Origin of the sequence: Oscillibacter acetigenes (assembly GCF_025567605.1) — a bacterium.
GTDB classification, from domain to species: domain Bacteria; phylum Bacillota; class Clostridia; order Oscillospirales; family Oscillospiraceae; genus Oscillibacter; species Oscillibacter welbionis.
Genome location: NZ_JAOQKG010000003.1, coordinates 329,835 through 342,219, shown reverse-complemented (window position 1 = coordinate 342,219; position 12,385 = coordinate 329,835). Strand labels below are relative to the sequence as shown.

Annotated in this window: 14 protein-coding genes; 9 read left to right on the top strand and 5 right to left on the bottom strand. The window is 62.8% G+C overall.

The window, feature by feature from the left end:
* Positions 1 to 13: 13 nt before the first annotated feature.
* Positions 14 to 142, top strand: a complete 129-nt coding sequence (locus OCV80_RS16565; RefSeq protein ID WP_353866954.1) for an HRDC domain-containing protein — start codon at positions 14 to 16, stop codon at positions 140 to 142.
* A 60-nt stretch (positions 143 to 202) separates the two neighbouring features.
* On the opposite strand, the gene rpoD is transcribed toward OCV80_RS16565, so the two are convergent.
* Positions 203 to 1,408, bottom strand: coding sequence for an RNA polymerase sigma factor RpoD (rpoD, locus tag OCV80_RS08435; RefSeq protein WP_337751251.1), 1,206 nt, complete (start codon positions 1,406 to 1,408; stop codon positions 203 to 205).
* A 244-nt stretch (positions 1,409 to 1,652) separates the two neighbouring features.
* On the bottom strand, positions 1,653 to 3,446 hold the full coding sequence (gene dnaG / locus OCV80_RS08430) for a DNA primase (protein ID WP_136891711.1): 1,794 nt from the start codon (positions 3,444 to 3,446) through the stop codon (positions 1,653 to 1,655).
* A 225-nt stretch (positions 3,447 to 3,671) separates the two neighbouring features.
* Between dnaG and OCV80_RS08425 the strand changes: the two genes are divergently transcribed.
* On the top strand, positions 3,672 to 4,274 hold the full coding sequence (locus OCV80_RS08425; RefSeq protein WP_021749438.1) for a 4'-phosphopantetheinyl transferase family protein: 603 nt from the start codon (positions 3,672 to 3,674) through the stop codon (positions 4,272 to 4,274).
* A 53-nt stretch (positions 4,275 to 4,327) separates the two neighbouring features.
* Here OCV80_RS08425 and OCV80_RS08420 read toward each other — a convergent pair whose 3' ends face one another.
* Positions 4,328 to 4,777: a CBS domain-containing protein gene (locus tag OCV80_RS08420; RefSeq protein WP_021749439.1), complete on the bottom strand. Its 450-nt coding sequence runs from the start codon at positions 4,775 to 4,777 to the stop codon at positions 4,328 to 4,330.
* A gap of 190 nt (positions 4,778 to 4,967) precedes the next feature.
* Here OCV80_RS08420 and OCV80_RS08415 point away from each other — a divergent pair, with 190 nt between their 5' ends.
* From OCV80_RS08415 to OCV80_RS08385, 7 genes are all read left to right on the top strand, one after another.
* Complete coding sequence (locus tag OCV80_RS08415) at positions 4,968 to 5,633, top strand: Crp/Fnr family transcriptional regulator (protein ID WP_025545017.1); 666 nt, start codon at positions 4,968 to 4,970, stop codon at positions 5,631 to 5,633.
* Between the two features lie 169 nt (positions 5,634 to 5,802).
* Positions 5,803 to 6,645, top strand: a complete 843-nt coding sequence (locus tag OCV80_RS08410) for a sulfide/dihydroorotate dehydrogenase-like FAD/NAD-binding protein (protein WP_025545016.1) — start codon at positions 5,803 to 5,805, stop codon at positions 6,643 to 6,645.
* A gap of 2 nt (positions 6,646 to 6,647) precedes the next feature.
* Positions 6,648 to 8,039 (top strand): NADPH-dependent glutamate synthase, encoded by a 1,392-nt coding sequence (gene gltA / locus OCV80_RS08405; protein WP_021749443.1) that lies wholly within the window; start codon positions 6,648 to 6,650, stop codon positions 8,037 to 8,039.
* Positions 8,040 to 8,240: 201 nt separating this feature from the next.
* On the top strand, positions 8,241 to 8,549 hold the full coding sequence (locus OCV80_RS08400) for a zinc-ribbon domain-containing protein (protein ID WP_025545015.1): 309 nt from the start codon (positions 8,241 to 8,243) through the stop codon (positions 8,547 to 8,549).
* On the top strand, positions 8,539 to 8,922 hold the full coding sequence (locus tag OCV80_RS08395) for a DUF2085 domain-containing protein (protein ID WP_021749445.1): 384 nt from the start codon (positions 8,539 to 8,541) through the stop codon (positions 8,920 to 8,922). Before OCV80_RS08400 ends, OCV80_RS08395 begins: the two co-directional genes overlap by 11 nt.
* A gap of 36 nt (positions 8,923 to 8,958) precedes the next feature.
* Complete coding sequence (locus OCV80_RS08390) at positions 8,959 to 9,912, top strand: DUF3658 domain-containing protein (RefSeq protein ID WP_021749446.1); 954 nt, start codon at positions 8,959 to 8,961, stop codon at positions 9,910 to 9,912.
* A gap of 146 nt (positions 9,913 to 10,058) precedes the next feature.
* Positions 10,059 to 10,379, top strand: a complete 321-nt coding sequence (locus tag OCV80_RS08385) for a DMT family transporter (protein WP_136891712.1) — start codon at positions 10,059 to 10,061, stop codon at positions 10,377 to 10,379.
* 52 nt (positions 10,380 to 10,431) lie between these two features.
* Here the strand turns inward: OCV80_RS08385 and OCV80_RS08380 are convergent, their stop codons facing one another.
* Together OCV80_RS08380 and murC are read right to left on the bottom strand one after the other, a co-directional pair.
* Positions 10,432 to 10,968: a prolyl-tRNA synthetase associated domain-containing protein gene (locus tag OCV80_RS08380; RefSeq protein WP_136891713.1), complete on the bottom strand. Its 537-nt coding sequence runs from the start codon at positions 10,966 to 10,968 to the stop codon at positions 10,432 to 10,434.
* A 3-nt stretch (positions 10,969 to 10,971) separates the two neighbouring features.
* Positions 10,972 to 12,354 (bottom strand): UDP-N-acetylmuramate--L-alanine ligase, encoded by a 1,383-nt coding sequence (gene murC / locus OCV80_RS08375; RefSeq protein WP_036630415.1) that lies wholly within the window; start codon positions 12,352 to 12,354, stop codon positions 10,972 to 10,974.
* Positions 12,355 to 12,385 lie beyond the last annotated feature (31 nt).

Here is a 12,385-nt window from a genome sequence, read left to right as displayed (position 1 = left end):
CTCGGACAAGACCCTGCGGGAGATGGCGATTTCCCGCCCCCGGACCACGACGGAGCTGCGTGCGGTCAGCGGCGTGGGCTCCGCCAAGGCGGAGCGGTACGGCCGGGACTTTCTGACGGTGATCCAGGACTTTCCGTCGTGACGGAGATCAGAAGAGACAACAGGCGCTGCCCCATGCGGGACAGCGCCTGTCTGTGTTTTTTCAGTTCAGAAAATCCTTCAGCTTTTTGCTGCGGCTGGGGTGGCGCAGTTTCCGCAGGGCCTTGGCCTCGATCTGGCGGATGCGCTCCCGGGTAACGTTGAATTCCTTGCCCACTTCCTCCAGGGTGCGGGTGCGGCCGTCCTCGATGCCGAAGCGGAGCTTTAGAACCTTTTCCTCCCGGGGAGTGAGAGTGGAGAGAACATCCATCAGCTGCTCCTTCAGCAGGGTGAAGCTGGCGGCTTCGCTGGGCTCACTGGCCCCCTCGTCGGGGATGAAGTCGCCCAGGTGGGAGTCCTCCTCCTCACCGATGGGGGTCTCCAGGGAGACGGGCTCCTGGGCAATTTTCAGGATCTCCCGGACCTTCTCCACCGGCATTCCCATCTCCGCGCTGATCTCATTGGGAGACGGATCATGGCCCAGCTCCTGCAGGAGCTGGCGGCTGACCCGAATCACCTTGTTGATGGTCTCCACCATGTGGACAGGGATGCGGATGGTGCGGGCCTGGTCGGCGATGGCCCGGGTGATGGCCTGCCGGATCCACCAGGTAGCGTAGGTGGAGAACTTGTAGCCCTTGGTGTAGTCGAACTTCTCCACCGCCTTGATCAGGCCCAGATTGCCCTCCTGGATCAGATCCAGGAACAGCATGCCCCTGCCCACGTACCGCTTGGCGATGGACACCACCAGGCGGAGGTTGGCCTCCGCCAGCTTCTGCTTGGCGGTCTCACCCTTGGCGTGGGCGGACTTCCAGGCGGCGATCTCCTCCTGGGAGTAGGGGATCTCCTGCCCCTCCTTCCGGAGCCGGTCGATCTCCGCCAGCTTCCGGTCGGCCTCGTTGCCCGCGCCCATGGCCTGGGCCAGGTCGATCTCCTCATCCGGGGACAACAGGGGCACCTTGCCGATCTCTTTCAGATACATACGGACAGGATCGTCGATGGAGAAGCTGTTCACCAGAGTGTTGGGATCCACCAGCTCCTCTTCCTCCACATCGGCGATCTCCTCTGCGGCGGGCTCGTCATCCGGCAGGTCCGCCAACAGGGCATCGTCGGCGCTGATGTCGATGTTCAGCGCCTCCAGGGAGTCGTAGAGCTGATCCATCTGATCGCTCTCCAGATTCAGGTCATCCACCGCGTCCATCAGATCTGCGGAGTCCAACTTGCCCTTCTTCTTACCGCGGGCCAGCAGTTCCCGCAGTTTTTCGTTGTTCATCAGCCAGGAGGCTGCGGGCAGCGCAGCCACCTGCTTGTCGTCCAGCCGGAGGATGCCGGCCTTCCGGGCCTCCTCGTCCGTCATGACGGCGGGGGCCTCCTGGGCCGTCTCCTCCCCCTTTTTCCGGGTGGACTTTTTGGCAGACTTTGCAGCCGGCTCCCTCTCCGCGGCCTTCTCCGCCGCATCTGCGGCCGCCAGGAGCGCGTCTGCCTGTCTCTTCAGCTCCTTGGGGCTCAACTCAAACTCATTTGCCATGCTGCTTTCCTCCAGTACCCTTTTTGTCTTTGTATTTTTCTGTGGCCGCCAGCAGCGGGTCGGCAGTCCCGCCCCCCAGCCGCTTCTCGGCCTCCGTCTGTACGATGCGTATGTAGTCCGCCAGCGCCTGTTGTCCGTTTCGCAGAGACTCCGGCTGCTGGCAGACGCCGGTGAGATGGTTCATCTCCTCCTGGGAGAAGAACTCCGCCTGGGCCGCCAGGGAGGGGACGCGTCCTGCCGCCTTGGCCTGCCACAGCGTGGTAAAGGCACGGCCCAGCAGTGGGGAGGAGAACTGCTCCTCCCGCAGGGGCGGCTCCTCCGGGAACAGGCTCTCGTCCCGGATCAGCAGCCGCAGGATGCCCTCCTCCGCCCGGGCGGAGCGGATGTTGTCGTATCGCAGCTCCCGCTCCTTGGGCTGGAGCTGGACCGCCGGGTTCAGGTCCCGCCGCAGCTCCTGCCGCTTCTCCCGGGAGAGGCGGCGTTTGAAGGCCCGCTGGACCTCCAGCCTCATGACCTCCGGCGTGATCTTGGCGGTCTCTGCGGCCCGGGTGGTGTAGATCTCCCGCTCTACCGGATTGGCAAGTGCGGCCAGCAGGGCGCTGACCTCCTCACAGTAGGCCACACGGGCCTCGTCACTGGAGAGGTCGTACTTACCCGCCACCTGGGCCATGCGGAACTCGATGCCGTTCTCACTGCCGGTCAGCAGCGCCTCGAAGGCGTCTTTTCCCTGGAGCTTGATGAAGTCGTCGGCGTCCTGCTTTACCAGTTCGCCATCCTCCGTCCGCCGCCGGGGCAGCTGAAGGACCTTGACCGAAAACTCCGAGTTGTTCAGGATCTCCAGCGCCCGCTCCGTGGCGATCTTGCCGGCGTTGTCATTGTCGTAGCACAGCACCAGCTCCTTCGTGAACCGGCTGAGGAGCCGTGTCTGCTCCACTGTCAAAGCCGTCCCCATGGAGGCCACTGCGTTGTCGAATCCCGCTTGGTGGAGCGTTACCACGTCGATGTTGCCCTCGCAGAGGATGATGTTGGACCGCTTGGATTTCTTGGCCAGATTCAGTCCGTACAGAACCCGCCGTTTGGAGTACACCGGTGTCTCCTGGGAGTTCATGTACTTGGGCTCAGACTTGTCCAGGACCCGGCCGCCGAAGGCCACCACGTCTCCCCGCACATCGATGACAGGAAAGATGAGCCGGTTGCGGAACTTGTCGTACAGGCCGCCGTTCCGGTTCTGCACCGCCAGGCCTGCCTCCAGCAGCTCCGACTTCGTGTAGCCCTTCTTCGTCATGGCCAGGATCAGCGCGTCCCAGGCATCCAGAGAGGCTCCCAGACCGAAGTTCACTGCCGTGGCCCTGCGAATTTTCCGCCGGTCCAGATATTCCTGCACCGCCCGCCCCTCCGGCTGTTGGAGCATCTGATAGTAGAACCGGGCCGCGTCCCGGTTCAGGTCCAGCAGACGCTGGCGCCTGCGGCCCGCCTCCCGGTCGCCGTCCTCCTCCGGCACCTCCATCCCCGCCCGTTTGGCCAGAAAGCGCACCGCATCCGGGAAGGAGAGATTCTCCTCCTCCATGATGAAGTTGATAACGCCGCCGCCCCGCTTGCAGCCGAAGCAGTAGTAGATCTGTTTGTCCGGAGAGACGGAGAAGGAGCCGGTCTTCTCACTGTGGAAGGGACACAGACCAAAGAGATTCGCGCCCTTTCGGGTCAGCTGCACATAGCTGCCCACCACGTCCACGATGTCACTCCGGGCCATCAGCTCGTCCAGAAAGCTCTGGGGAAAGGGCATGTCAAGGTCTCCTCCTTTCGGTGAGTGTTGCCAGATTTCCCGAGGGTCATACCCGAAAGCGAGGGCGTACCCAAAACGAGACATTTTAGATATACCCCGTTCTTTTGGGATTTCCTCTTTTTTTGCTGGATTTTTTCAAAAAGTTTTTGCCTAGTGGGTTTACAGACTGCCGCGGCCTGCGTAAAATGGTAGAAAAGCGTCGAAGCGGCGGAGAGGAGGCGTGAGATGTCCATCGAGCTTTGGGCGGCCCGGTTGGAGCGCCCGCTGACGGAGCGGGAGACGGAGGCCATGCTGCCCCTGCTGCCCCCGGAGCGGCAGGAGCGGCTGCTGCGGATCAAGCAGTCGGAAAAGCGGCGGGAGCCCCTGTGCGCCTATCTCATTCTACGCCATGCCTTGTGGGAGCAGTACCGCTGGCGGGAGCTTCCGCCTATCCGGCTCACCTCTCTGGGCAAGCCCTACTTCCCGGATTTCCCAGAGGTCCACTTCAATCTGAGCCACACCACCGGCGCGGTGCTGGTGGCCCTGTCCGGGGAGCCGGTGGGGGTGGATATCGAGCACATCCGGCCGGTGAGCGAGCGGGCCATGCGGCGTCTGGCGGATGTGACCACGGAACGGGCCTTCTTCCAGAGCTGGGTCCGGCGGGAGGCCCGGGCCAAGCGCAGCGGCGCCGGCGTGGGGACCATGCTGGCGTCGGAGACCCCGCTCCAGCCTGGGGAGCGATTCTATTTTCTGGACACCTTTCCGGGCTATGTGGCGGGAGTGGCCACCCGGGACGGGGGCCCGCCAGGCCAGGTGCGCAAATACTCCCTGGATGATATGATGGGATAAAAGCGGGGGAGAAAAAAGGCGGCGGGGCAGTGCCCCGCCGTCTCCCGGTCGGTTTATACGATCTTCCGCAAAGGCAGCGGCTCCGCCGCATCCTTCTGCTCCGCAAAGTAGCGGATGATGTCTTTTCGGGTGACGATCCCGGTGAAGTTCCCCAGGTCGTCCACCACAGGGATGAAGTTCTGGTTCATGGCGCTGTGGAGGAGCTCTTCCATGGTGACGGTGATCCGGACGGGAGGATAGCTGTTGCCCCGCAGAATGTCCCGGACCTGCAGCCGCTCCATGTCCTTCATGGAGTAGGCAGTCAAGGTCTCGCAGTCCTTGGACAGGAGCTGCCAGAGGAAATCCCCCTCACTGACTGTACCGACATATTTCCCATCCCGGCTGATGACGGGGATGGCGGTATAGCCGTGGTGCCGCATCTTTTCCAGTCCCTGACGGAAGGTGCAGTCATCGTACAGATAGGCGACGCTGTGCTTCGGGAGCAGAAAATAAGCTATGTTCACTTTGCTGCCTCATTTCTAAGGGCGGGGGCCCGCCCGTATTCGGCCTTTCCGGCCTTCTAAAAAAAGTATACAGGAAATGCCTGGGGAATTGGTGAATAATCTATGAAATCTGCCGGAGAACGGTCTTTACTTTTTCGACAGAGGCTGTTATTATAAAATGTGATATATGCAACAGAAGGGAGCGGCCGCGATGTTGACCCCACAGGAACTGAAAAAGAGCCCCTTGTTTCAGGACATCGGGTACGAGAATTACCAGCAGATGCTGGACTGCTTTCAGGCGGTGCAGCGGAGCTATCGGGTGGACGAGGTGATCTACGACTTCTCCGGCCCGGCTGGCAACGCCGTAGGCGTGGTGGAGCGGGGGGAGGCATCCCTGATCCGCATCGACGAGGAGGGAGTCGCCACTGTGCTGGAGGAGCTGGGCCCCGGCGGTGTGTTCGGCAAGAGCCTGGCGTTTTCCACCTCCGGCCGGGACAGCTTGGAAGTGGTCTGCCGCACGGCCTGCGACGTGGTGTTCATCGACTATCCCCATATTCTGAAGCGGTGTGAGCGGGCCTGCACCCATCATAGCCTGCTGGTGCAGAATATGCTGCGGCTGATCTCAGACAAGGCCCAGGCCCTGTCCGAGCGGGTGGACGTTCTCTCCCGCCGGTCCATCCGGGAAAAGCTCCTGTGCTACTTCAACCAGCTGGCGGAGAAGGAGGGGAGCCGGACCTTCCAGCTGCCCTTCTCCCTGAGTATGCTGGCGGATTACATCGCCACGGACCGCAGCGCCATGATGCGGGAGCTGAAGCGATTGAAGGAGGAGGGCGTCCTCCGGTCCGAGGGGCGGCGCATCACCCTTTGTACAGGATGATTGACCGGCCAGAAGGGGCGCTGGAAAGTTTGTTATTTTTTTCGCAGAATCCCCGCAAAAACGGATTGACTGCTTTCGGGGGTTGTGTTAAAGTATAGACAATGTGTCGTGTCGAAGGATACATCGCCGCAAATACCAAAATTCGATCATTCGGGAAAGAAGGAACACTATGTATCGTATCGTGAGAAAAGAGGCCCTCCGTCCCACCGTCACCCTGTATGAGATCGAGGCACCCCTGGTCGCCAAGAAGGCCCAGCCGGGCCAGTTCATCATCCTGCGCGTGGATGAGAACGGCGAGCGAATCCCCATAACGATCAACGACTATAACCCGGAGAAGGGCACCGTCACCATCATCGTCCAAACCGTGGGCGCCACCACGGAAAAGCTGAGCCGCATGAAAGAGGGCGACAGCCTCCAGGACTTTGTGGGCCCCCTGGGCAAGGCCACCGAGACCGAGGGCAAGAAGAAGGTCTGCGTGGTGGGCGGCGGTGTCGGCTGCGCCATCGCGTATCCCGTGCTGAAGAAGTTCCACGACTGCGGGGCCGAGGTCCACGCCGTCATCGGCTTCAAGAACAAGGATCTGGTGATCCTGGAGGATGAGTTCCGGGCCGCAAGCAGCGTACTGAAGGTCTGCACCGACGACGGCTCCTATGGCCAGAAGGGCGTTGTCACCGAGGCGCTGAAGGAGCTGATTGACGCTGGCAACCAGTATGATGAGGTGTTCGCCATCGGTCCCATGGTGATGATGAAATTTGTTTCCAAGACCACGGAGCCCTACGGCATCCCCACCACCGTTTCCATGAGCCCCATCATGATTGACGGCACCGGCATGTGCGGCGGCTGCCGCCTGAGCGTGGGCGGCGAGATGAAGTTCGCCTGCGTGGACGGCCCGGATTTCGACGGCCACAAGGTGGACTGGGATCTGGCGGTCAAGCGGAACCAGATGTATCGGGACTTTGAGGCCCACAAATATGAGGAGACCTGCAACCTGTTCAAGAAGGAGGCCGAATAATCATGGCCAATATGTCTTTGAAGAAGAATCCCATGCCCTCTCAGGAGCCCGATGTCCGCAACAAGAACTTCGACGAGGTGGCCCTGGGCTATACTGAGGAAATGGCCATCGACGAGGCCAAGCGCTGCCTGAACTGCAAGAACCCCAAGTGCGTGAACGGCTGCCCCGTGAACGTACATATTCCCGAGTTCATCGCCAAGGTGGCGGAAGGCAAGTTTGACGAGGCCTTCGGCGTCATCACCTCCACCAACAGCCTGCCCGCCATCTGCGGCCGTGTCTGCCCCCAGGAGAACCAGTGCGAGGGCCAGTGCATCCGGGGCATCAAGGGTGAGCCCGTGGGCATCGGCCGTCTGGAGCGGTTTGTGGCGGACTATCACAATACCCACGGCCATCAGGGCGGCGCTCCCGTCGTGCCGGAGAGCAACGGCCACAAGGTAGCTGTGGTAGGCTCCGGCCCTGCGGGCCTGACCTGTGCCGGCGATCTGGCCCGGAAGGGGTATGACGTCACCGTGTTCGAGGCGCTGCACCAGGTTGGCGGCGTGCTGGTGTACGGCATCCCGGAGTTCCGTCTGCCCAAGGCCATTGTGGCCAAGGAGGTGGCCCGGCTGGAACACTTCGGCGTGAAGATCATGACCGATACCGTGGTGGGCCGCACCATCACCGTGGACGAGCTGATGGATGAGATGGGTTTTGAGGCCGTGTTCATCGGCTCCGGCGCCGGCCTGCCTATGTTCATGAACATCCCCGGCGTCAACTACAAGGGCGTGCTGTCCGCCAACGAGTTCCTGACCCGCATCAACCTGATGAAGGCATACCTGCCCGATTCCGACACGCCCCTCATCCATCCCAAGAAGGTGGCCGTCGTAGGCGGCGGCAACGTGGCCATGGACGCCGCCCGGTGCGCCAAGCGCCTGGGTGCAGAGGTCTATGTTGTGTACCGCCGCGGCATGGAGGAGCTGCCCGCCCGCCGTGAAGAGGTGGAGCACGCCGAGGAGGAAGGCATCATCTTCAAGACTCTCTGCAACCCGGTGGAGGTGCTGGCGGACGAGAACGACGATGTGAAGGGAATCCGCTGCATCCGGATGGAACTGGGCGAGCCCGATGCCTCCGGCCGCCGCCGTCCCATCGAGGTCCCCGGCAGTGAGTTCGACGTGGACGTGGACTGCGTTATTATGGCCCTGGGCACCAGCCCCAACCCCCTGATCAAGTCCACCACCAAGGGCCTGGAAATCAACAAGAAGGGCGGCATCGTGGTGAACGAGGACGGTCTCACCTCCCGCGAGAATGTCTATGCCGGCGGCGACGCCGTCACCGGTGCTGCCACCGTCATCCTGGCCATGGGCGCCGGCAAGACCGCGGCTAAGGCCATCGACGAGGCGTTGAGCAAGAAGTAAGATCTCCCGGACTTTTTACAAGGCGGGCAGCGAAAGCTGCCTGCCTTGTCCCTTTTGGTTGGAATCTGTCGGATTAGCCTTGACAGCAGGTGCGGGGACCGATACAATCAAGGTGCTTGGTTCCCTCAGGTGGAGGGCGCCACGCGGCTTTGGGACAGCGCGGAGGCGAACGCAGCAAACTGTGTCTTGGAGGGAAAAACGATGGCTTATTGCAGAAAATGTGGTGCATTGATCGATGACTATGCGGCGGTCTGCCCGAAATGCGGCACACCTCAGAACGGAGGACCGAATAATCCTCCACCGGCAGCGGACAACGGCGGCTTCCTGTGGGGGCTTCTGGGCTGCTGTATTCCCATTGCAGGATTGATCTTGTTCCTGGTATGGAAGGATACCAAGCCCCGGACTGCCAAGGCGGCGGGCATCGGCGCCCTGGTGTGCGTGATCGCCTATGTACTGATGTACGTTGCGGCGGCGGCTCTGGGCATCAGCGCAGCGGTGCATGCCTATTAAGCTGCGGCGCTGGCTTTGGCGGTGGCTTCCGATTCTCTTCGGATGCCACTGCCGGCCGGATCGCTCTTTCCATTTTCGGGACGGAACGCCCTTTCCCATCTGCGCCCGGTGCACCGGGGAGCTGGCGGGCATCCTGGCGGGGCTGGCAACCTGGTGGGCGGTCCATCCCCCGGCGGGAGTGGCGGCTGTGCTGCTGGTTCCGTTGATTGCGGACGGACTTCTCCAGCTCTGTACGCCCTATGAGAGCGGTAATCTCCGGCGGCTGGCGACGGGGCTCCTCTTCGGCTACGGGCTGACGGTGCTTCTGCTCACGTCCTTGGGCTGGGCCTATCAATGGGGCTTTGGCTTTGGGAAAACATTGCTGGATCCCTGAGAAGATCAGCAGCCGTGACATCCAGGAGGCAAGACCATGCTGGAACTGTGTTTTGATATGTCAACCTGCGGTGCCCTGCGGGTGGCCCAGCGCTGCGGCGGGAGCGGACGGAAAGGCTTCGGATTCGTTCTCAGCCGCACAGAGGACGGCGGAAATGTGACATCTACTACGGTCATCGGCTTCGATGACGGAAAAGCGCCCGCGGGAGAAGAGATCCACCAGATCCAGCGGGCCCAGCGGCGGCAGGCGGCCCTGGAACGGGAGGCCATCCCCCTGGGCGGCAGTCCGAGTGATGTACTGGTCTTGTCCCTGGGACTGGATATGGGGGATATCCGAGAACCGCTGGGGGCGGACCGGTGGGACCTGCTGCGCCGGTGGTGTGATGGTGATGATGAGACCACGGACCGGGACTGGCAGCGGAATTTGGAGGCAGCGGAGCGATTGAGGTCCTGCGGCTCTAGGGACGCCGTCCGTATTTGGGTGGACCATACGCCATACGGCGCCTGCGGTCTGCTCCACGCTGCCAGCCTGCTGAAAGACACAAAGGCCGACGTCCGCGTGGTGTTCCTGCCGCCCTGGCGGGAGCGGCCGGACGGCGTCGTGGAGACCTACCTGGGTTGGGGCGAGGTGGAGCCGGAGCTGTTCGGACGCTTCCTGTCCCGGGAGGAGCCGCTGCCGCCGGTGATGCTGGGCGCTATGGCCCATCGGTGGGAGGTGCTCCGGCAGGAGAACGCCCCGCTCCGGGCGGTGGTGAACGGCCGGGTCCGCAGCGTGGGGGAGGACTTCTACGACGAAATGATCCGACGCCATCTGCCCGAGGGCCAGACGAAGATCGCCAACATCATTGGAGAGGTTCTGGGCCGGGAGAAGCCGGGCATCGGCGACGTCTGGCTGGCGGAGCGCATCCGGCAGATGCTCTCCACCGGGGAGCTGCGGATGCTCCGGGAGGACCGGGAGCGGTTTTACCGCTCTGTGGTAGAAAGGACTTGACATTTCCCGGGAAATCTGTAAAATAAAACATCAATATAGGTCCGCCGCCGGGCGGACAAAGGCGTTTGCCCCTGCATCCGTAGGCCATTGGAGATGCGGGGCGCGGGCGCCTTTTATTTTTTGCTGTCAGAGGAGGAGTGATTTGCATGGCATGGGTATTTCTGGCATGCGCGGGACTTCTGGAGGTGTTCTGGTCCTCGTTCCTGAAACTGTCCGATGGCTTCACGAAGCTGGGCTGGTCCGTGATGACCATTGCGGGGATGCTGGCCAGCTTCTATTTGCTGAGCCAGGCCATGAAGACGCTTCCCCTGGGCACTGCCTACGCCGTCTGGACCGGCATCGGGGCCGTAGGCTCCGTGGCGGTGGGCATCCTGATCTTCAAGGAGCCGGTGACCGCCGCCCGGATGTTTTTCACCGTGTTGCTGCTGACGGGCATTGTCGGCATCAAGCTGACCTCTCCCCACTGAGGGAAAACAGAAAACGAGGACCGGTCCGGTCCTCGTTTTTCCATAGATGCCGTTACAGGTCCACCACCGTCACATCGTGGCCCGTGTGGGGGAGAAAGACATGCAGCAGGTCCTCCGTCCGCAGGCGGAGGCTGGCGTCGTTCTTGCAGGGGTGGCAGCCGAACCAGGCCGCGTCATGGACTGCCCGGTCCATCACCAGCCGGACCCGGCGCTCCGTGTCATAGGCCAGGCCCAGCACGCTGGCAGAGCCGGGGGTGCAGCGGAGCATGGACTCCATCAGCTCCGGCGGGGCGAAGGAGAGGCGGGTGGTGCCCAGTTGGGCGCTGAGGACCTTGGTCTGGAAGGGCTTGCCGCCGGGCATGGTCAGCAGGTAGAACGCCGTCTTCTGCCGGTTGCAGAGAAACAGGTTCTTGCAGATGGAGATGCCCAGCACCTCGCTGACCACATCGCAGTCGGCGATGGTGTCGGCGGTCTCGTGGGCCACCCAAGCATAGGGGATGCGCAGCCGGTCCAGCAGGGCAAAGGTCTCCAGCTCCACGGCGGCGCGGCCCTCTGCCGGGGCGGCGGTGCGGCTCTCTGAGATCTCCACGGCTCACACCCCCGCCAGCAGCTTTTCCCCGGCCCGGTAGATGTCACCGGCGCCTACGGTGAGGATCAAGTCGCCGGGCCGGGCCGCCTGCCGCAGAGCCGCCGCCGCCTTGTCCAGGGTGGAGCAGTACACAGCGCCGGGGATATTGCGGCACAGGTCCGCCGAGGAGATGCCCAAGGTGTTCTGCTCCCGGGCGGCGAAGATCTCCGCCAGGATGGCCACGTCCGGGATTTTCAGCTCTTCCACGAACCGCTCGAACAGCTTGGCGGTGCGAGAGTAGGTGTGGGGCTGGAAGGCCACCACCAGCCGTTCATACCCCATTTCCTTGGCGGTGGTGAACAGGGCGTGGAGCTCGTCGGGGTGATGGGCGTAGTCATCGTAGACCTCCGCCCCATGATAGGTACCCTTGTGCTCGAATCGGCGGCCGGCGCCGGTGAAGGAGGCCAGGCCCGTCTCCACCGCATGGCCCGGCAGGCCCAGTGCCCAGGCCGCAGAGGCTGCCGCCAGGGCGTTGAGAACATTGTGGTGGCCGTAGACGTGGAGCTCTACGCGGGCGTATTTCTCGCCGCGGATCATCACGTCGAATACCGGCCTGCCGTCCACCTCCGTCAGATTGGCGGCGGTGCAGTCGGCGGCATGGTCCAGGCCGAAGGTGAAGATGGGATGCTCCAGCCCGGCCACCGCCTCCATGGCGCTGGCGTTGTCCGCGTTGACGATGACGGACCCCGCCGGGGGCACCAGCTCCGCAAACCGGCGGAAGGAGTGCTGGATGTCGGCCAGATCCTTGAAGAAGTCCAGGTGGTCCTCCTCCACGTTCAAAATCACTGCCACGGTGGGGAAGAAGCTGAGGAAGCTGTTGCAGTACTCACAGGACTCCAGGATGATGGTGTCCCCCTGGCCCACCCGGTAGCCGGCGTGGAGCAGGGGCAGGGTGCCGCCGATCATCACCGTGGGATCCGCCTCCGCCGCCATGAAGATGTGGGTGCACATGGAGGTGGTGGTGGTTTTGCCGTGGGTACCGGCCACGCACAGCGCGTTGGGATACCGCTGCATGATGGCACCCCAGGCCTGGGCCCGCTCGTACACGGGGATACCCCGGGCCACGGCACCGGCGATCTCCGGGTTGCTGTCGTGGACGGCAGCGGTGCGGACCACCAGATCGCAGTCCCCCAGGTTTTCGGCGTTGTGGCCGATGGCCACGGGGATGCCCAAGGACCGGAGGTGGCGGACCGTGTCGCTCTCCGTCATGTCGGAGCCCTGGACATGGAGGCCCATGCCCCGCAGCACCTCCGCCAGGGGGCACATGGACACGCCGCCGATGCCCACCAGATGGGCCCGCTTGCCGGGGACGATATAGTCGCGGATGGGATGGAGATTGTTCATCATGAAAAGACTCCTTATCTGAAGCGCACTGCCA

Coding starts and splice junctions, on each gene's coding strand:
- OCV80_RS08385 (WP_136891712.1), top strand. CDS start 10,059: ATGGCATGGGTATTTCTGGCATGCGCGGGACTTCTGGAGGTGTTCTGG.
- murC (WP_036630415.1), bottom strand. CDS start 12,354: ATGATGAACAATCTCCATCCCATCCGCGACTATATCGTCCCCGGCAAG.
- OCV80_RS08390 (WP_021749446.1), top strand. CDS start 8,959: ATGCTGGAACTGTGTTTTGATATGTCAACCTGCGGTGCCCTGCGGGTG.
- OCV80_RS08415 (WP_025545017.1), top strand. CDS start 4,968: ATGTTGACCCCACAGGAACTGAAAAAGAGCCCCTTGTTTCAGGACATC.
- OCV80_RS08425 (WP_021749438.1), top strand. CDS start 3,672: ATGTCCATCGAGCTTTGGGCGGCCCGGTTGGAGCGCCCGCTGACGGAG.
- OCV80_RS08400 (WP_025545015.1), top strand. CDS start 8,241: ATGGCTTATTGCAGAAAATGTGGTGCATTGATCGATGACTATGCGGCG.
- dnaG (WP_136891711.1), bottom strand. CDS start 3,446: ATGCCCTTTCCCCAGAGCTTTCTGGACGAGCTGATGGCCCGGAGTGAC.
- gltA (WP_021749443.1), top strand. CDS start 6,648: ATGGCCAATATGTCTTTGAAGAAGAATCCCATGCCCTCTCAGGAGCCC.
- OCV80_RS08395 (WP_021749445.1), top strand. CDS start 8,539: ATGCCTATTAAGCTGCGGCGCTGGCTTTGGCGGTGGCTTCCGATTCTC.
- OCV80_RS08410 (WP_025545016.1), top strand. CDS start 5,803: ATGTATCGTATCGTGAGAAAAGAGGCCCTCCGTCCCACCGTCACCCTG.
- rpoD (WP_337751251.1), bottom strand. CDS start 1,408: ATGAACAACGAAAAACTGCGGGAACTGCTGGCCCGCGGTAAGAAGAAG.